The sequence below is a fragment of the Parabacteroides timonensis genome, assembly GCF_900128505.1.
Classification (GTDB): Bacteria; Bacteroidota; Bacteroidia; order Bacteroidales; family Tannerellaceae; genus Parabacteroides; species Parabacteroides timonensis.
In genome coordinates, this window is record NZ_LT669941.1 from 1,211,056 (window position 1) to 1,236,863 (window position 25,808).

General features: G+C 42.6%; 25 protein-coding genes. 7 read left to right on the forward strand and 18 right to left on the reverse strand.

The features are described 5' to 3' along the window. Window positions 1–69: 69 nt before the first annotated feature. The 3 genes from BQ7394_RS12560 to trxA are packed head-to-tail and all read left to right on the forward strand — an operon-like array spanning window position 70 to window position 1,828. A complete protein-coding gene (locus BQ7394_RS12560) occupies window positions 70–291 on the forward strand; it encodes a DUF6132 family protein (protein WP_075557749.1) in 222 nt (73 codons plus the stop codon). Between the two features lies 1 nt (window position 292). Continuing rightward, entirely contained in the window at window positions 293–1,318 is a 1,026-nt protein-coding gene (locus BQ7394_RS12565) for a TQO small subunit DoxD (protein WP_075557750.1), read from the forward strand. Window positions 1,319–1,342: 24 nt separating this feature from the next. After that, the gene (gene trxA, locus BQ7394_RS12570) at window positions 1,343–1,828 is read left to right on the forward strand and encodes a thioredoxin (protein ID WP_075557751.1); all 486 of its coding nucleotides are present in this window, start codon (window positions 1,343–1,345) and stop codon (window positions 1,826–1,828) included. A gap of 99 nt (window positions 1,829–1,927) precedes the next feature. Here the strand turns inward: trxA and BQ7394_RS12575 are convergent, their stop codons facing one another. The 7 genes from BQ7394_RS12575 to BQ7394_RS12605 all read right to left on the reverse strand — a co-directional run bounded on the left by BQ7394_RS12575 (window position 1,928) and on the right by BQ7394_RS12605 (window position 7,891). Next, window positions 1,928–3,064, reverse strand: a complete 1,137-nt coding sequence (locus tag BQ7394_RS12575; RefSeq protein WP_082211884.1) for a carbohydrate porin — start codon at window positions 3,062–3,064, stop codon at window positions 1,928–1,930. Next, entirely contained in the window at window positions 3,031–5,685 is a 2,655-nt protein-coding gene (mgtA, locus tag BQ7394_RS12580) for a magnesium-translocating P-type ATPase (RefSeq protein ID WP_161951794.1), read from the reverse strand. The genes BQ7394_RS12575 and mgtA overlap by 34 nt, the downstream gene beginning before the upstream one ends. 165 nt (window positions 5,686–5,850) lie before the next feature. After that, on the reverse strand, window positions 5,851–6,306 hold the full coding sequence (locus BQ7394_RS12585; protein WP_235848739.1) for a hypothetical protein: 456 nt from the start codon (window positions 6,304–6,306) through the stop codon (window positions 5,851–5,853). Then, a complete protein-coding gene (locus BQ7394_RS12590; RefSeq protein ID WP_075557753.1) occupies window positions 6,303–6,713 on the reverse strand; it encodes a D-Ala-D-Ala carboxypeptidase family metallohydrolase in 411 nt (136 codons plus the stop codon). The genes BQ7394_RS12585 and BQ7394_RS12590 overlap by 4 nt, the downstream gene beginning before the upstream one ends. Continuing rightward, window positions 6,694–6,912 (reverse strand): hypothetical protein, encoded by a 219-nt coding sequence (locus tag BQ7394_RS12595; protein WP_075557754.1) that lies wholly within the window; start codon window positions 6,910–6,912, stop codon window positions 6,694–6,696. Before BQ7394_RS12595 ends, BQ7394_RS12590 begins: the two co-directional genes overlap by 20 nt. A gap of 49 nt (window positions 6,913–6,961) precedes the next feature. Continuing rightward, the gene (locus tag BQ7394_RS12600; RefSeq protein WP_075557755.1) at window positions 6,962–7,408 is read right to left on the reverse strand and encodes an HU family DNA-binding protein; all 447 of its coding nucleotides are present in this window, start codon (window positions 7,406–7,408) and stop codon (window positions 6,962–6,964) included. A 36-nt stretch (window positions 7,409–7,444) separates the two neighbouring features. Continuing rightward, complete coding sequence (locus BQ7394_RS12605) at window positions 7,445–7,891, reverse strand: HU family DNA-binding protein (protein ID WP_075557756.1); 447 nt, start codon at window positions 7,889–7,891, stop codon at window positions 7,445–7,447. A gap of 334 nt (window positions 7,892–8,225) precedes the next feature. Here BQ7394_RS12605 and BQ7394_RS12610 point away from each other — a divergent pair, with 334 nt between their 5' ends. Beyond that, window positions 8,226–8,450 carry a helix-turn-helix domain-containing protein gene (locus BQ7394_RS12610; RefSeq protein ID WP_075557757.1) on the forward strand — a complete coding sequence of 75 codons (225 nt, stop codon included), beginning with the start codon at window positions 8,226–8,228 and terminating at the stop codon, window positions 8,448–8,450. 62 nt (window positions 8,451–8,512) lie between these two features. Here BQ7394_RS12610 and BQ7394_RS12615 read toward each other — a convergent pair whose 3' ends face one another. Together BQ7394_RS12615 and BQ7394_RS12620 are read right to left on the reverse strand one after the other, a co-directional pair. Continuing rightward, entirely contained in the window at window positions 8,513–10,537 is a 2,025-nt protein-coding gene (locus BQ7394_RS12615; RefSeq protein WP_075560008.1) for an ATPase, read from the reverse strand. A gap of 178 nt (window positions 10,538–10,715) precedes the next feature. Beyond that, the gene (locus BQ7394_RS12620) at window positions 10,716–12,716 is read right to left on the reverse strand and encodes an AIPR family protein (RefSeq protein WP_075557758.1); all 2,001 of its coding nucleotides are present in this window, start codon (window positions 12,714–12,716) and stop codon (window positions 10,716–10,718) included. Between the two features lie 575 nt (window positions 12,717–13,291). Between BQ7394_RS12620 and BQ7394_RS12625 the strand changes: the two genes are divergently transcribed. The 3 genes from BQ7394_RS12625 (at window position 13,292) to BQ7394_RS12635 (ending at window position 15,220) form a co-directional block, all read left to right on the forward strand. Continuing rightward, complete coding sequence (locus tag BQ7394_RS12625) at window positions 13,292–14,107, forward strand: transglutaminase-like domain-containing protein (protein ID WP_075557759.1); 816 nt, start codon at window positions 13,292–13,294, stop codon at window positions 14,105–14,107. Window positions 14,108–14,111: 4 nt separating this feature from the next. Beyond that, window positions 14,112–14,681, forward strand: coding sequence for a YdeI/OmpD-associated family protein (locus tag BQ7394_RS12630; protein ID WP_075557760.1), 570 nt, complete (start codon window positions 14,112–14,114; stop codon window positions 14,679–14,681). Between the two features lie 143 nt (window positions 14,682–14,824). Next, window positions 14,825–15,220 carry a hypothetical protein gene (locus tag BQ7394_RS12635; protein ID WP_075557761.1) on the forward strand — a complete coding sequence of 132 codons (396 nt, stop codon included), beginning with the start codon at window positions 14,825–14,827 and terminating at the stop codon, window positions 15,218–15,220. A gap of 34 nt (window positions 15,221–15,254) precedes the next feature. On the opposite strand, the gene BQ7394_RS12640 is transcribed toward BQ7394_RS12635, so the two are convergent. From BQ7394_RS12640 to BQ7394_RS12680, 9 genes are all read right to left on the reverse strand, one after another. Continuing rightward, the gene (locus BQ7394_RS12640) at window positions 15,255–15,743 is read right to left on the reverse strand and encodes a hypothetical protein (RefSeq protein ID WP_075557762.1); all 489 of its coding nucleotides are present in this window, start codon (window positions 15,741–15,743) and stop codon (window positions 15,255–15,257) included. Between the two features lie 115 nt (window positions 15,744–15,858). Then, a complete protein-coding gene (locus tag BQ7394_RS12645) occupies window positions 15,859–16,134 on the reverse strand; it encodes an HU family DNA-binding protein (protein WP_075557763.1) in 276 nt (91 codons plus the stop codon). Between the two features lie 41 nt (window positions 16,135–16,175). Then, window positions 16,176–19,196 (reverse strand): BACON domain-containing protein, encoded by a 3,021-nt coding sequence (locus tag BQ7394_RS12650; RefSeq protein WP_139317705.1) that lies wholly within the window; start codon window positions 19,194–19,196, stop codon window positions 16,176–16,178. A 23-nt stretch (window positions 19,197–19,219) separates the two neighbouring features. Continuing rightward, complete coding sequence (locus BQ7394_RS12655) at window positions 19,220–20,365, reverse strand: BF2992 family fimbrillin-A clan protein (RefSeq protein ID WP_235848740.1); 1,146 nt, start codon at window positions 20,363–20,365, stop codon at window positions 19,220–19,222. 33 nt (window positions 20,366–20,398) lie between these two features. After that, window positions 20,399–21,514 carry a fimbrillin family protein gene (locus tag BQ7394_RS12660; protein WP_075557765.1) on the reverse strand — a complete coding sequence of 372 codons (1,116 nt, stop codon included), beginning with the start codon at window positions 21,512–21,514 and terminating at the stop codon, window positions 20,399–20,401. 23 nt (window positions 21,515–21,537) lie between these two features. Further along, a complete protein-coding gene (locus BQ7394_RS12665) occupies window positions 21,538–22,851 on the reverse strand; it encodes a fimbrillin family protein (protein WP_075557766.1) in 1,314 nt (437 codons plus the stop codon). A gap of 34 nt (window positions 22,852–22,885) precedes the next feature. Continuing rightward, window positions 22,886–23,860, reverse strand: coding sequence for a fimbrillin family protein (locus tag BQ7394_RS12670; RefSeq protein WP_075557767.1), 975 nt, complete (start codon window positions 23,858–23,860; stop codon window positions 22,886–22,888). Window positions 23,861–23,870: 10 nt separating this feature from the next. Then, complete coding sequence (locus BQ7394_RS12675) at window positions 23,871–24,830, reverse strand: fimbrillin family protein (protein ID WP_075557768.1); 960 nt, start codon at window positions 24,828–24,830, stop codon at window positions 23,871–23,873. 25 nt (window positions 24,831–24,855) lie between these two features. Continuing rightward, entirely contained in the window at window positions 24,856–25,803 is a 948-nt protein-coding gene (locus tag BQ7394_RS12680; protein WP_235848741.1) for a DUF5119 domain-containing protein, read from the reverse strand. Window positions 25,804–25,808: the final 5 nt, after the last annotated feature.

A 25,808-nucleotide genomic window follows, 5' to 3' on the forward strand; every position in this document is an offset into this window, starting at 1 on the left:
ATAGAATATAAGTTTGCAGTATCATTGCAAGTAGAAATATTTATCAGTAGAAAACAAATAAGTAAACGCATGGCAAAGTTATTTTTCAAGAGACATTGGCTTACACTGCTAGGGATAGCACTCGGCGCCGCAGGGGGATTTCTATACTGGAATTTTATTGGTTGCACAACAGGAACCTGCCCTATCACATCTTCTCCTATCAACAGTTCGGTTTGGGGAGCAATTATAGGAGGTTTATTGCTCAGCTCTTTTCAGAAAGAAAATAAAATATCAACCGATAAAGATCAATAATATGGAAGCGCTATACAAGAAACAGGCATATTCACTGTTCGGTATGTTTACACTGGCACTACGCCTTGTAGTCGGCTGGACTTATTTTTCTGCTTTTTGGAGAAGATTAGTACTTGAGAATAAACTTATCCCGGATACGGCAGGTTATATAGGAGAGAAATTCAACCATTTCCTCCCTAACGCATTCGGAATAAAACCGGTGATAGAATATCTCGTTTCAAATCCGGATCAACTTTGGTGGGCGATGGTCGTTTTCACGATCATTGAAGGAATTGTAGGTCTGTTTTTTATGCTCGGCTTCTTTACACGGTTGATGAGTATCGGAGTGTTGAGCCTTGCAACCGGTATATTATTAGGTTCGGGATGGCTGGGAACCACTTGCGTGGATGAATGGCAAATCGGGATATTAGGTGTCGCAGCAGGCTTTACCCTATTCCTGTCCGGTGGAGGTAAATATTCTCTGGACAACATAGTCATTCCCCGGATTCCACTACTAAATAAGTATGCCTGGACAACCTGGTTGACATCCGGCCCGCTTCCACTCGATGAGAAGTCATCGGGAAGACTTTCGGTAGCCGGTGCAACAGCCATATTGTTTCTCTCCCTCCTGACCAATCAGGTATTCCATAATGGAGTATGGGGAAAGCTACATAATAAGTCGGTCAAGCCAAAGATAGAAATAAATGATGTCAATCTGGGCAAAGAAAAGTTGTCATTCACCATCTATCGTGTAGAAGGTGTGGATGTATACGGTTCCTTCCTGATCGGCGTTACTTTGAAAGATGCAAATGGCAATATCATCCTCGACAGAAACGGAGAGGAATTATCTGAATTTCCGGAAACAGATATCCGGAATATGTATATAGCGAAAGTGGCTCCTGGTAAGCATAGCCTTGTCATCCCTTTGGGAAGCAAAGCGGAGCTGACAATAAAAGATGAAACACTCGCCAATCTGCCCAAAGGTGACTACGAGTTGACATTGACAGATATCAGCGGCATTACCTGGAAACAGAAACTGAAAAATTAATTATTAACATCAATTCAAATCCAAATGAACAGTAAAAAAATCTTCACATTATTAGTATTGGTCGTAGGTTTCATGACTTTATCCTCCTGCAAAGGACAAGCCAAAAACGCTGTCGGTGAAACAGAAAGCAGCCAGGAAACAACAGCCAATACACCTGTCCATATCACAAAGGCTGATTTTCTGAAAAAGATATACAATTACGAAGCCAGCCCCAACGAATGGAAATATCTGGGCGACAAACCCGCCATCATCGACTTTTATGCAGACTGGTGTGGCCCCTGTAAAATGATCGCTCCTTCTTTGGAACAACTAGCCAAAGAATATGCCGGAAAGATCGATATATACAAAGTAGATGTCGACAAGGAAACTGAACTGGCACAGGTTTTCGGAATACAAGGTATCCCGGCATTGCTGTACATCCCCATGACAGGGAAACCCCAGATGCTTCAAGGAGCATTGCCTAAAGATCAATTAAAAGAAAAGATTGAAACTATTTTACTGAAAAAGTAAAAGCATTCTATCCATAACTAAAAAAGAGGTATCCCAATAAAGGGACCAGACGCAGACGACGCAGGATTACTCCGCGTTCGTCTGCATCCGGTAAAGAAGCTAATAACTCACCACCACCCTCAACATCGCAATATGAGACCTCTCATTTCCAGTCCGTATAAAATGGAATGCCGGCTGCACAGAAAAATGATCCGACACCGTATAATTCCCTGTTATTTCCAAAGCCCTCTCCCGGACATCGGAGAAAGAAGCCTGCGAAAAGATCACTCCCAAAGCATCTTTCCGTGAAGCAGAAAGTATCCCTCTGAAAACGCCACCGGCAGCCACATACCGCCGGCAGTCATTACGGTCGGACGGAGCAAAAGAATACTGTCCCAACACCCCCGCCGAATAACGTCCCGAACGCCAACACTCCTGTTCCGCAGAAAGCCAGCAGGCATAATTCACCCGCCAATGTTTTGCCGACGACGTTTCCGTCTGCGCCTGCACCTGTCCCGACGGCAGACGACAGTCAGACGCATCACCGAGACGATTGCTGCCATGTACAACAACACCCAAATTATAAGAACCAGGATAACTGTTGTTTGTAGTATAACTTATTTCTGCCAAATCAAGCAACCCATCCCGGCGTGGCGCAACGGTAAAAACCGAACTTCCCCGCTTAAAAGGAAGATAAGCCTTCCCGTTATACAGACTGTTCTTTATCCCGATCTTCTCATTTATCCGATATTCCAGATGCAGACAGACAGCAGACAAAGGATAGTTCGCCAACACATAATTAGCCGATAACGTCGGATAAATTCCACAAGAACTATTCGTGAACAAGGAAGCGTACGGAGTCGTAAAATAATCCTCGTTCACATTCCGCAATCCCCCGAACAGAAGCACCTTTCCTATCTGTTGGGAATACCCCAGAATAAAAGGGCTGAAAGGCAGATTATCCTCTTCTATATTCGAAAAGACCTGCCTGTCCCCGGCAATCCGTTCACGAGAAGTCTTGTAGACAGAAATCGTCTGAACCTCCAACTTCCCGTTACCCCATAGCCCCAGCCATTCCATCGGTACTGTAGCACGAAGAGAAAGAAGATTCACCCAATTCAACCGCCTGCCGAAATCCGACTGTAGCTCGGTTGTGTACTGAACGGATACTTCCGGCTTTTCCCGGGCAAAAACCACTTTCTCCTCGCCCATCTGCAACACTATTACAACCAGCGTGTAAACCGTTTTACGTACCATTGTTTTACGAATTGAGTCAACATGCAATATCCAAGTAAAGTCGCAAGCAGCCAGGGGAAATAACTCAGCGGCAGCGTTACAAGCCCGATAGATGCACCTATCCCTGTAAACGGCAGGAGGATACCGATCGCCATGATCGCAAAAGTGGTGAGTAATACCGGCCATGAAGCCCGGCTCTGTATAAACGGTATCTTCCGTGTACGGATCATATGCACGATCAATGTCTGCGAAAGCAGCCCTTCCACAAACCAACCGCTCTGGAACAAAGCCTGATGTTCCGGCGAAGTACACCCGAACACATACCACATCAACAAATAAGTCGTGATATCGAATATCGAACTTATCGGCCCGATGCAGATCATGAAACGGCTCAGATCGGAAGCATCCCACTTACGCGGCTTCAATAGGTATTCACGGTCGACCTTATCGAACGGTATCGTCGTCTGCGAAATATCATACAACAGGTTCTGTACCAACAAATGAATCGGAAGCATCGGCAGGAAAGGCAGGAAAGCACTCGCCGCCAATACACTGAACATATTACCGAAATTTGAACTTGCCGTCATCTTGATATACTTCATAATATTGCCGAATATCTTACGCCCTTCGAGAACACCCTGCTCCAGCACCATCAAATCCTTTTCCAGCAGAATGATATCGGCACTCTCTTTAGCAATATCGACCGCCGTATCCACCGAAATCCCGATATCCGACTGGCGTAAAGCCGACGCATCGTTGATCCCGTCACCCAGGAAACCGACCGTATTCCCCCCCTGTTGCAGTAACGTGATAATACGCGTTTTCTGCATCGGAGTCAGCTTCGAATAAACCGTCGTATGTTGCAGCTCCTTCACCAGTTCCTCATCCGTCATCTTCTCGATCTCCGGTCCCTGCAACGTATGCGTAATATCCACACCGACCTGGCGGCAGACCGTTTTCACCACAGCTTCATTATCACCAGATAACACCTTCACCTCTACACCATGCTCATGCAACTGTCGGATCGCTCCGGCAGCCGACGATTTAGGAGGATCGAGGAAAGCCAGATAACCGATCAGCACCATATCCATTTCATCCTCTACCGAGAAATCCAGCTCCTTTTCTATCCAACTCTTCTGGGCAACCGCCAGCACACGCATACCGTCACGGTTCATCCGCCCGCTTATTGCCAAAGCAATCTGCTTCAGTTCGTCCGTCATCGGGCATACTTCACCATTATATTCCACATACGAACAGATCTGCATCATCTCCTCGATCGCCCCTTTGGTGATGATCTGCCGCTTACCATCGTTATCCTCCACGATCACCGACATGCGGCGACGGGTAAAGTCAAACGGAATCTCGTCCACTTTCCTATATTTATCACCCAGATGCTCAAAATCCAGTTCCTTCGCATGCGAAAGGATCGCCTTGTCCATCAGGTTCTTCAGCCCGGTCTGGAAATAACTGTTGAAATAGGCATGTCGCAACACACGCAGATCGTCGTCCCCATGCACATTGAGATATTTCTCCAACACGATCTTATCGCGTGTCAATGTCCCCGTCTTATCTGTACAAAGAATATTCATCGCTCCGAAACTCTGTATCGCATTCAGATTCTTAACGATCGTCTTGCGGCGTGACATGCTGACAGCCCCTTTTGCCAGATTGGAGGTAACGATCATCGGCAACATCTCCGGCGTAAGACCAACGGCAACCGACACGGCAAACAGAAAGGCATCGAACCAGTCCCCTTTGCTCAACCCGTTAATCAGGAACACAAACGGAACCATCACCAGCATAAACCGTATCAGTAACAAACTCACCTTATTGATTCCCCGATCAAAACTCGTCTGTGCTCGCACCCCCGTCAGGCTTTTGGCAATCGTCCCCAGATAGGTAGAACGCCCGGTAGCAAACACCACGCCTATCGCCGATCCGCTCACCACATTCGACCCCATGAAGCAGATATCATCCAGCTCGACCACACTGCCTGTCCGGTGCGTCCTGTTCCCCAGTTCCGCTCTTTTCTCTATGGCATCCGACTCGCCCGTCAACGACGACTGGCTGACAAACAAATCCTTAGATTCCACAATACGGATATCGGCAGGCACCATATCTCCGGCAGCCAGGTAAACGATATCTCCCAGCACAAGTTCAGCAATATTCACTTCCTGCCCGTCTTTTGCACCCAGACGATAGACGGTAGCCGTATTCTTCACCATCCGTTTCAAGGCATCCGAAGCTCTGCCCGATTTCCATTCCTGCACGAAACGAAGCACCGCACTCAACATCACCATCGCCGTAATAACAATAACGGTCACCCATTCCCTGTCTTCCGGCGCGGCCATCAGGACATCTATCACCAGCGAAACAACCGCCAATGCCATCAATATACCGATAAAAGGATTGATAAAAGTTTTAATAAACATGATCAGCCAACGGTCACGTTTTTCGCGTACGATTTCGTTAGGCCCATGAAAACGTAAACGGTCTGTAACTTCTCCTTCCGTCAGTCCCTGACGTGAAGTGTCGAAATAACTGAACACAGATTTCAGTGGTTGGGTAGCAGCCAGGAACACCCGTTCGCTGTTGAAAGAGATTGCGTTGTTGTTCTTTCTTTTCTTTCTTCTGATCCACATGATAACTCTCTTTTGTGAAGCCCCCTGCTCCCAAAGCAGGAGGTCTCCGGTTTGGTATTCGTTTTATATCTCTCTTTTTGACAGCACAAAAGTAGAGACCCCCAGCCAGACAAGCCGTTAGAGAACTATTAGAAGGGTATTAGAGAACCATTAGAATTTTGCAGTTTACTTCTGCTTTCTAAATATTATACATATACATAATGAACAAACCAACAACATCACTCCTACCACCCAGTTTGAAAAAGAAAACTTCGCCACACTATTTCCCTGAAAAGATTCCGTATCAACCGAACGTCTCTCATCTGCCGAACCGGAACTAACAACCGATTCAGCCTCTACCTTCCCCTGCTCCTTAATAGCAACGCGGGTAACAGACTGTACCCCATCCGACCGACAGCTATCGAACACGACATGCTCTATACCGATCACCTTATTACGGGAAGCCTGATACAGCTTTCGCAACAACATACTATCATTATGAAGGCTATGCACCTCCCCCTTTATCTCTCGATGTTGCACTCTACGCCACCCGGCACTACAACCGGGCAGCAAAACAACCAACAAAACCACAGAAACAAACAAATTCCTCCCTCGCATATCCACACCTATCGCTTCCTTCATTTATTAATGATCACCTGATAACGATTCTCTCCATTTACCCGAAGCGACAAATGCAGGAATTTCTTCTGCTTATAAAGAATCGCCTGATCAAAAGGCAATTTGCTGAAAAGCAATACATCCAGTAACACCTTCGGATCAGGCACATAACAATCCGCCGCCTCTCCCTTCACATGCTGGCTCGAAGGCACGCCACCCACCAACCTGTTCACCTCCGGACTCCGGTAACCGCTTGTAATCGCGATCGGTTTCCCATAAGCAACCCGCAACGGCTGTAACAACCGTTTCACCAACTCCATCATGATCAATCTCACCTCAAACGGTGGCTCATTCAACAACCCATTCTCCACCGCCACCCTACTATACGTCATTTCCTCCCAGGTAAAATCCCTACTTATCCTCTCTCCCATTTTGTACCGATTTTATTTTATACGAATAATCCACCCCAAACAAAGCCCCGGCAAATGTGCAAGTCTCCCCGAAAGCCACCAGCACACTATTATGAATCTCCCCTTTCGGAGCAATCCAGAAACCGGAGAAGAGAAGTACAATCCCGCTCATCACAAGCAGGATTGCCATCACCAATTGAACAGTCAGCCTCTTTCTCATACATCCCCTTTCTTCTTACATCCCAACTGCCACCAGCCGACCGCCGACTCTATTCAATCACCGGTCTGTCATCCTCACCCGAATCTCCCTTCTTTTTCTTAGGTTTCGTATCTTCGTCCTCCTCGAACTTTACGATCTCACTCATCCAGCGCAGACTCGTTCCCGGCGAGAAGATCACACGTGCCTTCTTTATCATCGAAGCATTGAACGCCTCCTTCGTTTCAGCCCCTCCCGAACGGATCGAAAGACGGAAACTACCGAACTCGCCTACCTGCACAATACTCCCCGAACGAAGTTCCAGACTCATCGCCCAGTTCAGCGAATCCAATATCGCCTTCACATCCGCACTCGACATCGCCGAACGGCTGGAGATCAACTCACACAACTTCGCCATATCGCAGTAACTCGACGACCTCGCCATCGCATAAGTCTTCACCTTGTCCTTATCACCCCCACTAAGAACCTTACGCTGTACCTTTCTGAATTTTAATGTCATAGCTTTATACGTTTAATGATTAATACTAGAACTGAATTACTCGATTTCCGGTCTGTCTCCCGACCCCGAACCTTCCTCTTTTTTCTTAGGCTTCGTAGCTTCATCCTCCTCAAACTTCACGATCTCGCTCATCCAGCGCAGACTCGTTCCCGGCGAGAAGATCACACGCGCCTTCTTTATCATCGAAGCATTGAACGCCTCCTTCGTTTCAGCCCCTCCCGAACGGATCGAAAGACGAAAACTGCCGAACTCACCCACCTGAACGATACTTCCCGAACGAAGTTCCAAACTCATCGCCCAGTTTAGCGAATCCAGTATCGCCTTCACATCCGCACTCGACATCGCCGAACGACTGGAGATCAACTCACACAACTTCGCCATATCACAGTAACTCGACGACCTCGCCATCGCATAGGTCTTAACCTTGTCCTTATCATCCCCACTAAGAACCTTACGCTGCACCTTTCTGAATTTTAATGTCATAGCTTTTATACATTTAATGATTAATACGATTGTTTCCGGAGAACGAGACAAAGGTATGAGCAGGTAGATAGACGAAGATCAGCGCAAAACATTCGTGTAAAACAATGCATAATAAGACTTTAGAAGTAATCAAAATCTTAAAATACTATTTTCCACGAACCTTCACACTGATAAATCCAGGTTCTTATTTAACTTATATCAGTAGAACAATCATTATTCTGTAAGATTATCGATACCCTTTCGGATATTATTTTATCAGAGCCACAAAATAAATACCCGAAAGGGTATCAAATAAAAAACATTCATTATATTTGTACCCGAAGAGGTATCAAATATGAATAACTTATCATTAAATGAATACGTAAAATCAAAGCGCAAGTCGCTTGGATTATCACGTGAAGAACTTGCATTGAAAGCTGGTGTCGGTCTCCGCTTTCTACGTGAACTTGAACAAGGAAAAGAAACCTTGAAGATGGATAAAGTAAATCAAGTACTAAAACTGTTCGGAATGCAACTCGGTGCCATGCCTATGGACAGGAATAATTTAATAGAACCATGAAACAGGCTAAAATTTATATGTATAGTAATTTTATTTAACTTTTCAACAATGTATATTCAATATCATGCAAGTCCTAATTTCCTGAAAAATATCTGGTTACGCATTTTAGCATCATCAATAACTTTTTTAAAACTCTTTATTTCAATATATGCATTATAGTCTCTATTATAACCAAAATATCCTTGTTTATCTGGGCTTACTGATAAATTTGCAAAACGAGCAAATTCTTCTATTTTAGGAACAATGTCACAAACAATATAGATATATACAGGAGTTACATTTGGGTTAATAATTACTTCCTCCAATCCATCAGGCATTTCGTATCTACCAGCAAGTATCTTGCCTGCATAACGTAATGCTTGAGTAATAGGATTCTCATCATCAGGATAGTTGGTGCGTTTAGGGCGTTTAAATTCAACTATTGCAATAGGAGATGTAATTGCATTTTCTCCGTTACGATAGAACAAGCCACTTTCATAAAAAATAGCAAGATCCGGTTCTTTATGATCAACTTTAGAAATTACCTCGTCAGAAGCAATGTATTGAGTAAAGTTAAATCTTTCATCCAATAACCAAAGATTGTGGTCTTCGTATTCAACTTGTCTATCATCTTTAATCATAGGGAATATCAAATTATGCATTTCACTTTCCTTATGAGTCTTTCCGGTCTCTATCCTTCTACGTAAATTATCAAACAAATCAATAATTTTTCTTCTCTGACATACATAATGAACTAAATCATTTTTAGCTGTCTCCGTAACATTTTGCATTATATCATTTATAGCTGATTTGATAGAGTCATACTCACTCTCTTTAAGCTCCTCAAAAGATTGCTTTTCCTGTAGATCTTTTAACGCTAAACGCGCATTTAACTCTTTTTCAAACTTTATCTTTTGGAAACGCATCTCTAAATCAAAATCTGAGATTCCAATAGGTATAGATTCCATATCTACATCTTTCAGTAGAGTTTTATTCCATGGAGCAGAAGAATATACATAATGCTCTACCTTCTTTTTTTTATCAATAAATCGTTGATCAATGTCATCTTGGAAATATTCTTTTACAATTACTGCAACTTCTCTCAGAATTTGTTTTTCAGACAAATCAGAATATATATCATCTTCCTTTCCAAAAATAAAGCCATCACGCTCTGTAGTTACATTAGTATCAAGATAATCTCCTTGAACATATGCTTTAACCATATAATTCTTTTGAATACCATTGTCAGTTAACTCAAACAAAGTTTCTTTGAACTCAGGAACAAAATTATGTAAGGCACTATCTATAACCTCACGCATATTTGCTGTTAGACAAATTTTATTTGTAATAGCCGAATAATAAATTTTATAAACTTTCACTGTAAAATTCCAATCATTTTCTTTACCACGTAAAACAAGTGTTTTATCTATGCCTATTTGTTGAATATTCGAATCCGGTCCAATATAATCATTTAATACTATTTGATTAGACCCATCTTCTTCTTTAATTGTTATCTTAGGAGTATACTTACCTCCTGTCACAAAAAACACTAGCAAACGCTCTGCTAATTTACGTGCTATAACGTCAAGACCTTTATCTAAATCACAATCTTTTATCAAAGTTAAATGCAGAATAGTTCCAGTATGAATATTATCCGTAAACTCTATATTTTCTACTTTTTCATTTTCGATTATTTCATCTGCATGTCCAAATGTAAAAGAACGTTTCTTATAATTACCATTCTCACTATATACACTCTCAACAGCAACATGATTAAAATATTTCAGATACATAAATCGTCCAAATCCTTTTCCTCCTTTTTTTATTTTAAAACCACTACGATATGTATCAAATGAATCTTTATTTTCTTCAGTAAACCCTATACCATTATCTACTATATCAATAGAAACAATATCTGTAAGACTACAGGAAGAATCTAATTCAAGAAGTTGTTGAGCACTACGTTTAACAATAATGTCTATAATACCATCAACCCTTTCTGCCTCAATAGCATCTATAGAATTACAAACAGCTTCTATGATAGGTGTTAGACTTGTCGTCCTAGACTTAATATCTTTAACAATTCGATCAATATTAATCTTACTCATATTTATATTGTATGAAGTTCTAGTGATTCTAATGCAGAGAATAATAAAATAATTCAACATCTAAAAATATTTGAGAGAAATTATTTTTCATTGCCTGACTCAATGAAACACTAAAAAATACATAACCTCAGTTTGAAAAATAAAATTTGTCTCTATTATTTGCGCATTATTATCTCTGCTATTCCTCTATTTGTACATTAATTGCTTGAACACGTCCTTTATTATCTGGGCTAGTTATACAGTATTTCACTTTTTTATTCTCCAAATTTTCAAATACTAGTCCCGGATTCTTACTTTGCTGAAAAAAAATATCACTAGTCGCCCAACTGATATAACCACAATATTTTCCAGCACTATTTTTCATTACTTTTTTAACTTTACCGGAATATACATTGATCACTTCTGATTGTATTACGACTGGATTATTAGTAAAATCAGACACATCTTTTATTAGTAACTCTGTGAACTCTGGAATATCTTTAATAGCATATTTACTTTTATTCAAATTATCAATCCAAAATCTTTTTGACCTATAAAAAATCTTAGCCGATATTTCAAATTTTTCATGTGCTTTTTTTATATCATATAAATTTTTTAAAATTTTATCTGCATAAATATCAACATTTTTCTCCATCAACAAATTAGGGCATTTGCCTGCAACTAATCGACAAAAAACCATTAACAAATGTGCCTTATATGCTTTTAGATCTTTATGAATTTTTTGTTCTCGAAACAGTTTTTCTAGTGTATAAAATGCATATGAAACAGCGAAATATGGAAGTTTTGAATGAGACTCTTGAAAAATATCATTAGCAAATTCTTTAAGCAAAATAGACTCATGCTTATGCGACAAATATGGTTTTTCTTTGATTACACCTATACAATATTGAGTTAATATTCTTAAATTAATTTTTTGTATCGGTTTTATCGTAGGATTATGAGCATATTGTTTAGTTCTCCTCTCATAATATATTTTATCCTGAAAATCAGCAATATAAACATTGAAAAAACGTTCTAAATCTTTATGAAATTTTTTAGTTGTCTCAAATGCTTCTTCCAACACGATACTTTGACGATTTGTTCCTTTTACTATTTCATTTGCTATATCATCATTTCTAGTAGCTATTAACTTAATGACTAGAGTAATAGAACTAATATCAAGATTCGATTCTTTAGCTTTGTATAAAACATGGCAAGTTTGACATCCATTTACTATTTGTGGATTTTCTATTTTAAGCTTTCTATTATTAGGAATAAATTCATCACAAACAATAGCGATTCCATTATTTAATAATATAAATTTTTGTGGAGATTCTGAAATAGTTTCTAGAATTTCTGTATTAACGGTATTTTCTCCTTGATAATCTCTTACATTATCATCAAAAAGTGATTTTCTAATGACCCCTTCATCTGTTGTTATAAGTTTATACAATTCAGTAGCACTACATAAAACCATACATGAATTCTCAACACCTTCAACAGAAGTAAGTCCCATCGTATCTATCACATCAATAATTATTGAAAATTTATTTTCATTACTGTCTAGTATATTTCTAAAATATTCACTGTCTATAAAATAAAAATCAACCTTAGAACATATGTTCGTATTTAATATATCTTTTTTAGCTTGCTCCACAGTTCCAATATGCAAGGGGTCATTATTCCATTTTCCCATAACAACATAGTACATCCTAACAATAGGAGACTCTTTCCAATAATATGTTATATCATCACTTACTAAATATTCCTTTATTCTAAAAGCATTTTCTAGTTTTTCGTTTAAAGGAATCATTGGCCTTTCTGACAAAAAATTTCTAACCCCTGTAATAAATGCGCCAATTTCAGTTGCACTAAAATGAGATTTATTTTTAGATTGAATAAAAATGAATTCAATACTTAATCTTGAAGACTTAGATATAATATCTTTAATTTCATCTATACTTTTAACTAACATCCCATTTACTTTTATACTAATTCCATCAATTCCTGTATCTCCAGGGCCACCAACACATACAGAGTCTATCAATTCAGAATCTGCAGAAAAAGCATCAGGCTGATGTTGAATTAAAATAGCAGAATTCACAAACTGCTCAAAGGCTTCATTTTCAGAAAGTTTCAATAAGCCATAATTTTCACAATATTTTTTAAATCTAGCATTGATTATAGGTTCGTTCGTCATAATATTATTTTTTTATGTTATAATACAAAAGTAATAAAAAAAGCAATAAAAAGAGAAACAAAAAATAAGATAATTAACCAACAGAGGTTAATTATAAAATGGATAAAAGGAGGCAAAGTAAAAACTATCAAGAAGGCAACTAAAACCTCACTCCTCTAACAGTTTATATTCTATTGATTTACAAATTATTATACACACAACAATAAAAAAAATCAAAATACTGGAGTCACAAAGAGTACTACCTGTTTAAACCTGTCGTCAATCAAGTTGAGATATCTCCTTACATGATACAGCAAATGGAGGTAGCAATACTTTTACTAAAGGTATTCAAATCGAAGGATAAGTACTATTCGGTCACTGTGGAGATGTGTGTACGACAAAACGATTGGCATTATTACCGAAAAACGATCCCGAAAACAATCACTGCAACATAATTTATAATAGTTTATGTAGTCTATTCAGTAACTTAAATCAAATGTAGCCTCCCCACCCCAAAGCTTTCTCCCTATCCTCATCCCTACATCTCAAATATTTACTACCTTTGCCGCCAATTGTAAATCATAAAACGAAACGTCATGAGTAAATATCCATTTATGCTGATTACGTGCCTGTTTATTGCACAATCTGCTTTTGCGCAATCATATTCCAAATACTTTCGCCTGGAAAATCAGGATACCGTCAACTTTACCTTTACAGTGAGGAAACCTGATATTAAGGCAATAGACTGTTATCCTCAACAAATTACTCAAATATCGAAAAACGGAGATAACTACGAAATATCACTCACCACTATCAACCCCTACCTGGATGGAAGCAAACTGGCTAAAATGAAAGAAGCCAAGTATGACAAATCACGGGAATACGACAGAGAGATCACTAGATTTTTGCAATCTACTCCGTTGATAGATGCACAAAATGAACACGTTAGACAAATTGCCGATACACTGTTCAAAGATGAAACACAGACCTTTGTCATAATAGAGAAAGCCCTTAAATTTGTCTATACCTATCTGTCACCTTCCGACTCCATTGCCAAACAGATCGATGCAGGGATTTGCAGAACCGTAGATGTCAATACAGTTATCCAGACAAGGAAAGGTACTTGTAGCGAATATACTAATCTATTTACCGCATTGATGCGCTATATGAATATACCGACCCGTTTTGCAGTAGGATATTGTTATGTTCCCGAATGGAAAGCCGAAAGTACCCATGCTTGGCCCGAATGCTATATAGAAGGTGCAGGTTGGTGTTCTGTCGATCCGACTTTTCCTTCATATATCTCCCCACATTTTGGTATGGTTAGGATGCGCTACGGAATAGATTACGAAGACTGCGACATCAGAACCCTAAATTATGACATCGAGCCGATCGAGTTTACAAAGAAATGACCCAATGACGACAGAAGATAAAAGAAAGTATTTTGAAAATAGGGAAGATTGGAGAAAGTGGTTGACAGACAACTTTGAAACCAAAAACGAAATTTGGTTTGTCTTCCCTTGTAAGTCGTCAGACAAAAAAAGTATTACATACAACGACGCTGTTGAAGAAGCCCTTTGTTTCGAGTGGATCGACAGTACGATAAAAACACTTGACAAAGAACATAAAATTCAGCGCTTCACGCCTAGAAACCCTAAAAGTACATACTCGCAAGCCAACAAAGAAAGACTTAAATGGTTATTGGAAAATAAAATGATACACCCTAAATTTGAGGATAAAATAAGAACTATTTTATCTGACCCTTTTATTTTTCCAGATGATATAATTGACAGATTGAAAGAAGATAAAACAGCATGGAAAAACTATCTGCACTTCTCCGACCCATATAAACGTATCCGAATTGCATACATTGAAGCAGCCAGGAAACGGCCTAAAGAATTTAAAAAACGACTAAACAACTTTATCAATAAAACGAGAGAAAATAAAATAATAACCGGATTCGGCGGAATCGGAAAATACTATTAACGCCCATAAAATCCGGCATACAATGAAAAAACATAATACACATTGAAATAATCACCTATATATCAGCCTTTTTCATATATTTGTATCCTATACTATTATACAGATCACTTTCGGAGATACTATAACACTTAAAAACAGATAAGATGAAAAAAGTAATTTTTGCAGGCGGGATATATAACATATTCTTCGTACTATTTCACATCGGATTTTGGAAAATATGGGACTGGAACACAGAACTGGAAAAGCTGTCATTCACCAATAAATGGATCATGCCTATTCTAAATGTTCAAATAATCTACTACTTTATCTTTACTGCGGTGATTTGTTTTGCGTTTCATAAAGAACTATTTACAACAAAACTTGGGAAATGTTTCCTGATGGGTACTGCTGGATTCTGGTTTATTCGAGCAATTCAACAATTTGTATTTTGGGAACTAGGTGCAGTCTCTACAATTATCGGGGTATTATTTTTTTTATTGGGATCGGTTTTGTTTCTTATTCCGGCAATACGTAAACAAACAACAGGTACTATTGAATAACGTAAACCCGCATCCAAGTTTTACAGAACTTTATTCAATACACCCCACAAAATTCTACCAGCGTCATCTTGCCGATCAACACTAACGCCTCTTCGTAAGCAATCTCATCCTTGCCGATATGTCCGGCAAGTGTTCCGACCTTTCCGCAAATCTGGAAACAGATCAGAACGGACATAGCAATATGATTTATAGAGGTTTGTGCAGTCCGTTCAACGACTTCTGTCAAGTGAAGCATTCGGATAAACAAGACAGGATACCGGAGCGGACAGCGAAGGCAAGACATAACGGTTCTTTGTATTATAAAATCGATATATGACTGGCGGTCATGGATGATTACTTCCCGAATGAATTTCTGGTGTTTTTTAGGTAAGGTAGACCATATCGTGAAGGCTAACTTATAAATCTTTTCACGTAAATGGTTGCGGCCATCTTTCGACATTTTATCGATACTTCGGTTGAAAACTCTCGCATCGGGCACCTTACCATTGGGGAATAATGCTTCTAATTTATTTAGCTTCTTCATGATATATTCTGATAGGCATTGAATAATTAATAGGGAAAATCACATAACAGATGTATTGGGACACAGATTTAAAATCCATCAGATTAAAAATCTGCACCCCAAATACAATCTATTTTCAGGGATTCAACTCTTCGAGTAAAAACTTTCCGGGTTTGAACTTAACACTTGTACGTGCCGGGATCATATAAGAAACACCTGTTCGGGGATTTCGCCCTTCCCGCTCATTTTGTTTCCAGGGCACGAAACTGCCGAACCCCTGTAACACAACAGAAGTATTCTGCTTGATCGCTTCCGTCAATACTACCTGAAAGGTATTTACAAATTTACGCGACTGTTCTTGCGTGACATGCATCTGTACAGCCAATTCGTTTACTAAATCTGCTTTGTTCATAATCTGTTATATATATATTATTTTTTAATTTTAAAGACCGATCACTTGACTTCACGGACACAGCGAACATACCGTGAATAAGCAGCGTTACCGTTATCAAACGTACCTCTGACAATGTTTATCATGCATCGGGCATAAGATTTAGTTGAATATACCGAGCTACTCCAATACATATAATCCTCAAATGCACCATCAAAAGCATTAGAGTCGTTTTTATACTTATTTCTAATTGCATACAATTCTATTAAAGTAGGTATCCGCCAACCATCCTTTTTTTTCGTACAGTATACTGTTGCCTCAGTATTGTAACCATAATAAGCCTGAGTCGTATCCACCTCAATAATATAGGTTTCTTCCAGAGTGTAATTTTGGGAGTTCCCTTTATAATCAACATATTCCGCCGATGACACATTTCCTTGATCATAAGCAAAGGGAAGATAACCAACATCTGGTACTTCAGTCTTCTCATAAAAAGGTCGATCTGCAACAAAAGCATCTACCAGATTTTGATCAATCACAGCCGTATTTTTTATACCTTTTTCTTGTTTTACTGTAACCGTTTTTGAATGGTTTCCCCCTTTCACTGCGATAATAAACGTTGCAGAACGAGCTTCACCCCAAATATTGGCCTCTGCATTAAACGTCAAAGTTTGATCACTCCCTATCGCTACAGAATTTTCAATATCTGATGATATTGCAATACTACTACCATCCTCACGAGTCACAGTCCACGGTAAACCTTCTGTTCCATTCACAGTTACAAAATCGGAACTCTCCGTATTCGGCAAATCTATCTCACCTTTAGATACAGTAAAAGTTGAACCAGACTGCTTAATAGCCACATCCTTTGTTATATTTCCGGCTTTTACCGATATATTACCGGTATTCTCTGTGCTATTCAAATTGAGTTCGCTCGTTTTATATCCAAAATCCTGTTCGTTACCATCGGTAGTACCGGAAGTTGTACCCGTCAATACCAACCAATCAGGCGAGGTTGCAGAATATAATAATCCAGGAGTCCCCTTAAATGTTAATGTGCCGCTGGCATCTGCTGTAGCTGCCAATGTGATCGGATCACCGGAAGCAGTCAACTCTGAAGCTTTTTGAGTTACTTTGATATCCTTCGTCAAGCCGGCATCTGTTCCGCTGACCGCATTACCGACCTTTACAGTGATTGCCCCCTCACGAGTAGAAGCATCCGGATTAACAGCAGCATCAAAAGTAATCTTCTGGGCTGTACCGGTTGTTGGAGTTCCCGAAGTCCCACCCGTTAATGAAATCCAACCGTCGGGTGGTACACTGGCTGCCCAATCCAAACCGGGGGTTGCCGTAAACGAAGACTCGCCACTTCCTCCTTTGGCTGCTATATCGCTCAGCGTAGAACCCGTTACAGTAGCCCCCGACTGTTCTACGGTTATTTCCTGTTTCAAACGAATATAAGCAGGATCACCCACGGATGCCCCGGCTTTCACTATTATCTTTCCGCTGCGCACCTGGGACGATGGATTGACAGCCGTCGCTTTTACTTTCAACGTTTGCTCACCGTCCGGAGCCTCACTACCCGATGTTGCCGAATTAGAGAAATCCAGCCAACCGTCACCGTTTAAAGCAGCCAGCCATTGCAAGCCTTCAGTTGCAGTAAAAGTCGATTCTCCTTCCGAATCCGTTACTGCCGCCAACGAAATATCCTTTCCTTTTGTCAGGGTCGAACCGCTTTGAATGACCGTTATTTCCTGATCCTCTCCATTTACATCTATATTAAAAGAGACAGATCTCTCTTCCGCTTTCGGATTGGCCTCCACAGCCTTAAAGACGACATTGGCAGGCCCCTGATGTGTTATGGTTGCCCCCGGCTTGATCTCACTGCCGTCCAACAAGGCTGACAACCAGGGAGGCATATCGAACACCCACTGCTGCCCCGGACGGGCTGTGATCTGTATCTCTTTTTCACCGCCTTTCTTAGCGGGCATTCTGGTCGAATCGACCTCGATAGGAGGTATCTCACCGACAGTAATACGTTCGTCGGAAACGTCTATACCTATCAAAGTCACATTCATGGTATAGTGGGAATTGCGTACAATATCATAATTGTTCTTGTCGCTACCGGGATAAAACCGGAACGTAACATCTTTATACGATACTCCACCCTGCACAGCCTCTCCGGTCAGTTCGATACAGGTTGCATTCGTCACACCCGTTCCGATCTTCTTTTTTTCAACGTCGACTGCATCAGCCTCGCTGACAGTACCCGCCATATTCTCAGGCAAATACCAGTAAACAGTCGCACCGGAACCACTCGCCGTACCCATATATGTGGTATAACCGATACCATCCGTTGTCAACTGCGCTTTAGGAGCTTCAATCTGCGACAGGGTCGGTGCGTTCTTCAAAACGACGGAAGCCGGTTCAAATGTAAAATCACTACCTACCGAATAGGTAAACGTGATCTTGGCAATGAGACGCGTCAGTTCCACCGTAATATCTTTTATACCTTCAGCCTGAACCACGCCCTCCCATTTTCCCATCATCTTGCATAAGTTATTATCCGGCAATCCTTCAGCGGTCGAAGTATAAGCCAATGTATGCTTTTTTAAGGTCGTTTCATCGGCTATCGCACCCAGATCACCAGCATTCGACACGAAATAAACATGGCTCTTACTATCTTTCTGGCTCTGTTTCAGTTTCAGGTTGACGGTAGTACCGGTCATAGAAGGAAGATACTCGTTCAGCAAACGCTTACCCGTCGCCGCATCGTACTGCCCGATCCACAGGCTGGCAATCTGATTTTCCTGCACCTCCGACAACGGAGCGACAGCTTTGGTCTGTACCGAGTCCCTTGCTCCTACAGCCAGCGTATCCGAGTCGATCGTGCCGTCAGGTGTAAAAGTAATGCTACGGGTAACGGGAGTCCGGGTAGCCAGCACATTCAAGTTAAAGCTGGCATCTACTTCTGCCAATGTGTGCGGAGTAATTCCCCCTTCTTCTACTTCCGTCCGTGTACAACCGCCTGCAACCAACAGAAACAACAATACAAACAACCTTATTTTACTTACTCGTTTCATTGTATTTCGATTATATATATTCGTCAACTATCTCCTCCGACATCACCATTTCCACTCCACATTATTTTCGTCCACGTCGCAACCGTTACAGTCGTACCGATCCCTTCATTGATGTCGGGATCAGGATAAGGGGTGTCGGGACTTCCCACATTATCGTCTGTGAAAACGACTGCATTCCAGTCCAGCACCTTCATCAGCAAGCTACTTTCGTTATTCTTCACCTCAAGGGTAAAAATATAGCGTTTGCCTTCATCAAAAGTGATATTCTTGTCGATAGTCGCTTTCAGGGTCGCCGTTTCATCGTTCCTCACCACATCGATCTCTACCTCGAAAGGCTGGCTGTCTTTGGGAAGGATAACTCCTTTCGTCTTGTTCAGCCCCGAATTGTCCGGATCGGATTCCGGTTCCACCGGTTCGAACTCCCCTTCAACGAATGCGACCTGTGCATCCGTCCCGCTACCGCCTCCCGTAGGAAGGATACCTGTATCGCTGCCCGCTATCAGATCGGCTCCCGAAGAGGATATCTTTTTTATCACCAGCCCCGTTCCGTACAGTTTCTCAAAAGAAGAGGCATTGTCGGGGGAAGGGGCAACATTGAATACCAACATCGCACATTTCCGCCGGAAAGTTCCGAGCGTAACCTGTTGTGAATCTTTCGTCACCGCCACCCCGCGAACAAAGCCGGTCATCACATCTTCCTTATGGGGGACACCTGTTATCTTATAATAGCCATCCTCCCCTTTTTGCAACGGACGAGCCGGAGAAACGGCATAGAAATCGTAAACGCCTCCCCGTACGATCAAACCCTTGCCCTCTCCTTCCACCCGCTTTCCTTCGGAATCAACCAGGCAGGGTGACAGAGAACCGTCCGCTTTTACCACATAGGTGGCTTCAAACGTAGGTGCCTCCGTAGAGAAGGAAGCCTCTTGCGATTCACCGCCTACCTTACCGGTAAACCACGCCCCGACACGTACGGTCGTCCCTACAGGTAAAAGGGTCGGTGACGGAGAAACAGTTTCCCCTGCACGGGTCAGGAGTTCCGGAACACCCAGGTCTGGCTTACCGAAACTGACCGCCACCAGCCGCGCTGTATCCGGCATGTCCTCTACCGGACCGGCTGTGCAACCGACCAGTAATCCTATCAGATATATCAAATACCGTTTCATCATTATAATGCTTTTATATAGTAACTGATAGTACCTTTATTCCATCGGAATATCATACTCTCCGCCATCATTCCAGCCTGCCACCCGGATATCTGTCAATTCAATCCCCTGCGCCTGCATGCGGATATTATAGATATAATTATATCCCTTCTCCCACTTGGCCGTAAATGTGCCCGGATCAGTTCCGCTACTCCCGGACGGCTTCATCGCAAAGACACGGCCGTCATCCAGCGTCAGTTCCAATGTGGCACTCACACCTGCCACCGGAATAACCAACCCGAAAGCCTGAACAGCCGTTTGACCGGTTTCATCCGTTGTAAGCTCACTTCCGATACCGCGCATATCCCCATCTGCTGTAAATATCAGTTGATCGACTGCCGTCAGCGTACCTTCCAAACCGCCTGTCGAAAGGTTCAGTTTGGCGGAGGTAGACTTTTTAAATCCTCCGCTACTTTTCAGTACTACCTTCTTTATCAGGCAACCGTCAAAAGCCTCTCCCTCCTCCGATACGCGGAAGCTCACCTTTGCCAGCGCATGTTGCATCAGAAGCGACACCTCCGGATGCCAACGGTCTACCTGCCCTGTCGTCTTACAGTAGAGATAATCATCCTGATCGGTTTCCCATTGAACATCGGTCGTAGCATCCACCGGATTACCACCGTCATTAAAGTAGAACTTCTGCTTATCCAGCACCTTGACACCACTCATCAACGGTACTTTCGGAGTTCCCGAAAGCGACACACTTTTCTCAGACGGAGTATAACCATAGACTGTCCCTTTCTCCGTATACAGGCAAAGGGGATCCTCTCCTTCCGCCAACTCCCAAGCCGGTACGGCAGCAACGGCATTGTAAGTAAACGACTGGCTTTTGATGCCGCTCGCATAGAAACTCACTGTACCGCTACTACTCTCTTTGGTGACGCATACGCCTACGGATGTGAGCGGATTAGGGTTAGGTTCCTTATCGCCGGGACCTCCCGTTACGACGCTTCTCGATTCCACCTCCAACGACAAGCCCAGGCTCTTTATACTCAGAGGAACACCCTCTTCCGCATCACCGCCACCGGGCCCGGGCGGAACAATTTCCGCCTCGGTACAAGCTGCACACAGCAATAGAAACACAGTCGGTAATAGGTATAAGAACTTTTTCATGGGCTGTACTTTTTATGGAGTTATTACAATGGGATTTCGTCCTGTTCGTTATCGACCCAAGCTTCTACCGCTACATCCACAACTGTCAGCTTGTTACGACCAGCCGAGAACGTATAGATATAATTGTTACCAGCTTCCCAGGTGTTTCCCAATAGGGTGATGGGATAAACGACTGCTGCATTTGAACCTTCCTGCAACGTGATTTCCACATCTATCTCATTATCGTCGAAAGTCACTATCGGGTAAATTACCGCACTGACTGTCCGGGATACATTCTTTCCGGTTATCGCAGAGGAGGAGGTAGAAGTTCCTGCCTTAAAAGCATGTTCACCTTCTGTTCCTTCCTCGTCTATCTGCCTCATCAATATATAGTTCGTTACCGTACGGGACAAACTGGTAGTAGTCGATGTTCCTGTGATCGCTCCGTCTGTCAATGCCATCATTCCATCTCCTGTCTTAAACTGATTTGAACCTCCGGTATGATTTTTAACTTCAAATTTGGTGAAGTTCACGTCCTTATCGCTCAGATGTCCCCCATCATACACACGAAACGAAATCATTGCCATAGCATGTTTCATATCCAAATTGATCTTATAACCCGGATTATTTTCGTTCGTATTATCCGGATCTGCATCCGGCGCAACGGGAGTCTGTCCACTGGCACGTCCGTTATTGACATTACGGCCCGCCTCTCCGGCAAAATACAGGTAGTCTTTTTCTGTTGAGAGTGAAAGGTTAACCAGATCGGCCTTAGCTGTCGCCGCCCATGCATTGGTTTTCCAATATTTTTTTGCATTGTTTGCTGTGGCATCGATTTCACCGCTAGCGAGAACTTTTACCGGAATTTTAAGGTCGGATTCTCTGCTTATAGATAGTGAAATACTTGAATTATAGGGATAATAAGCATACACCTTGCCGACCTCTTTTGTCAGATAATAAGGAACTTCTTTTGTTGATTCATAAGTATCTTTCTTTTCCTTAATCGAAATCCAGTTCTTTCCTGTATCATCACCCATATACCAGACATGGTGACCTGTATACTCTGTTCCGTCGGGCGTGTACCAGCCGGTTGCTCCGCTGTTTGTTACCAATACACCCAATCCCGGAGCATAATCAGAACTGGTGAATTGTTTTACAGGATAAGTGATTGTTTCACCGCTTACTACCGATTTTGTTGCTGCTTTGGTTCCCGCATCCACTTTCAGGTTGGGAGTGATACCTAAAGATACCTGACCGTCGTTACCCGGTTCAGGGTCTATTCCTGTTTCTGTCTCCGAGCAGCTTGTCGCTGTCAGAAGGGCTATCAACATAACCCACATTGTCTTAGTTGTTTTCATTTTCCTTCGTTTTAAAGTGTTTATATTTAATATTTTATATCGGCATATCATCCTGTTCATGATCCGTCCAGGCTTCCACACCGACAGATGTAGTCTGTATCTGGCTTTTATCTGTAAAGAAGAGGGTTACAACATGACTTTTACCTGTCTGGAAACCGTCTTCGATATGGAAAGAGACTTCCGAAACTGTTTCATGTTCAGTTCCTCTGCCATCTTTCGTCGTTGTTATCCGAAGGTGCAACGGGTGTTCTGCTGTTCCGTCCACCGGAGATATCGGGAGCAGGAGATATCCTTGCGGTTCGGGAAGTTCTTCGCCGACTGTTACCTCCGGGACTGGCAAGTTTACTATATCCTTTACTGGGATATTTTTTATTCCATCATCTAACGATATATCATCCAAATGGGAAGTTTCCTGTTCCAAATCCAGTGTCTGACGTGTATGTACGTCTATCGCTTCAATCGTTTTTATTGTTCCCCATCTATCAGCCTGGTCACTGTAACAAACCAAACGAACCTGTGTCAGTAAATGACGGAACGTACAGGTTTGTACCGGGGCATATCCGCTGGCCGTCAGGATTCCCGTTGACATAATATCGGTTGTACCATCCACTATAAAGGTCACTTTGCCCGTTCCTGCAACAACTCCCGACTCACCCTTTGCCGGATAATAGCCGTGCAGGCGGATATGACGACCGTCCTCCGGGTATGACTGGGACTCGACAAACACGATCGGACGGTTCCCCTTACCTCCTGTTCGTACCGCCTCATATCTGTTCCACATGCCATAACTTTCTGTCGAAACGATCGTTTCATCCTGCCGGGCAAAGCAAACCTCTAAATCATTTTCATAGCCGGAGCCGATCACTCCGCGCGTTGATTGTCCGATCGCTCCTTCCAGGCACACCGCAGTTTCCGGGACTGGCTCCGGAGTAGGATTGCTGTCTGAACAGGCGGCGAGGCCCGGAAGGATGGCGATGGATATGAATGCTGTTACTATGAAGTTGTTCATGACTTTACGGTTACTTTCCGGGAGTTATTATTGTACTGCCATTATTACCCGGTTGCCATTCGGCGATACCGGTTTCTACCGCTATTTTACCATCCTCCGTAAAGGTGAGTGTGATAAGATGCGAATAACCCGCTTTCACACCTTCGCTGATATTGGAGACGGTAACATCCAATGTTTTAGGACTCCCGTCATAAGTTCCTTTCACCTCTAAACTGACAGGTAAATCTTCTGTTCCCATATTCGCTGTCGGGTAAAGCAACAGATAGCCGGTCGATGGTTTTTCGGCATCCGGGGCAGAAATTGTAGAAGGACAGTTTTTAACCGTTAGCGTTTGGTTGGCTGTTCCTGTTGCCGTCAGTTGAGCACCCTTGGTTTTATCGAGCGATAGTTTCAATCCCGTTGCTACATTCTTTACTTTGATGGAAGTGATCGCCGTCCATTTACTGATTGCTCCAGCAGAACCTGTACACTTGAACTGCAATTGGGTTAACAGATGGCTGAAGGTGAAAGTCTCGAACTTATTCACCAGCGAACCGGTCTGAACTCCCGTTGCCATTATATCCTCCTCACCGGTAATCGTGTAAGTGACACTGACCGGGTTAGTCGTTCCACTGTTCAATGCCTTGCGGGGATAGTAACCGATCAGGACAGACTCACCATCTTCCGTCAGATAGGTTTGCTCCAGTTCAAATGTAAGAACCGTGTTGCCTGTACCTCCTGTACGGACCGCATCGATAGGCGGGGTATTCCACGCAGCACCCGTTGTTCCCGGGTTATCCAGACGGACGAACGAGACTTCCAGGTCGTTCGTATAACCGCCGCTGATCACAGCACGGGTAGACTCCGCTATTCCGGCATTCACCTCTATTGCCTGCGCCGTTCCATTCGTTACCGGCTCTTCCGTGTTTGTGCAACCGCCTAAGAAAGCTGTTCCCAACAGACTCATGATCAATAATTTTTCTGTTTTCATATTATACCAGTGTTTTATATTGTTATTAAGGAGTAACTACACCCGAACCGTCACTGCCCGGTTTCCAGTCCGTCAGCGTAATCGTCAAACCACTTATTTCATCATAGCGGACAACCAGGTCAAGTATCACATGTGTCGTGACGGTAGCAGTGAACGCATCTTTCACCTCTTCCGTTATATCCGTAGATGAAGCAATCTCGCTTCCATCCGCCAGCGTCATCGTCAGGCTAAGGTCGACAGGTTCTTTGCCTTCCTCTTCTCCCTCACCCAGGGATAAACCGAACAAACTCAGCGAAGAGGCATATACACCCGGACTGACCTCTTCCGGCTCGAACGTCATAAAAGCAGGCGTATCGAACAGCGGCTTGCCGGAAGGTATATGTACCCGTGAAGAAACACCGGTCAACCTTCCGGACAAGACCGCCGGAACGACATCATCCTTATCCCCTCCTGTGACTTTTATATTCATTTCCAATGTACGGACAAGGTTTGCCGGAGTTAATTCTTTCGCTACCGTTTCCCCCCCGACTACCTCGATCTGCTCCAGACCTGTGCCGTACAAGCTACCCGGACAGGCTATCTGTACGGAACTTGATTTTAAGGAAGAAAGTTGTTGTGCTCTGCCGCAGGCTTCCTCATAACCCTTCTCCATTTCAAGTGTGACACCTGTGCAACCGGTATTACAGACTGCAACCCGGTAACGCCCCAAAGGCAACGTGCCCTCATATCCTGAAACGTCTCCCGTACGCATGAGCGGACTTTCCGAATCTTCCGGGTAGAAATACCAGGTCATATTATCCGGGCAACTATTGTCTGACCTTCGAAGCAGCAAACGTACCTTTCCGTTCTTCTCCCAATCCTCGTCAGTCATACGGTAGGCACAGGACGATACCGTCATAATCCATGCAGCACTGATCGCCCAAACGGCTACCTGTATCATTACATATCTTTTATTTCTTTTATCTCTTTCCATAAAAT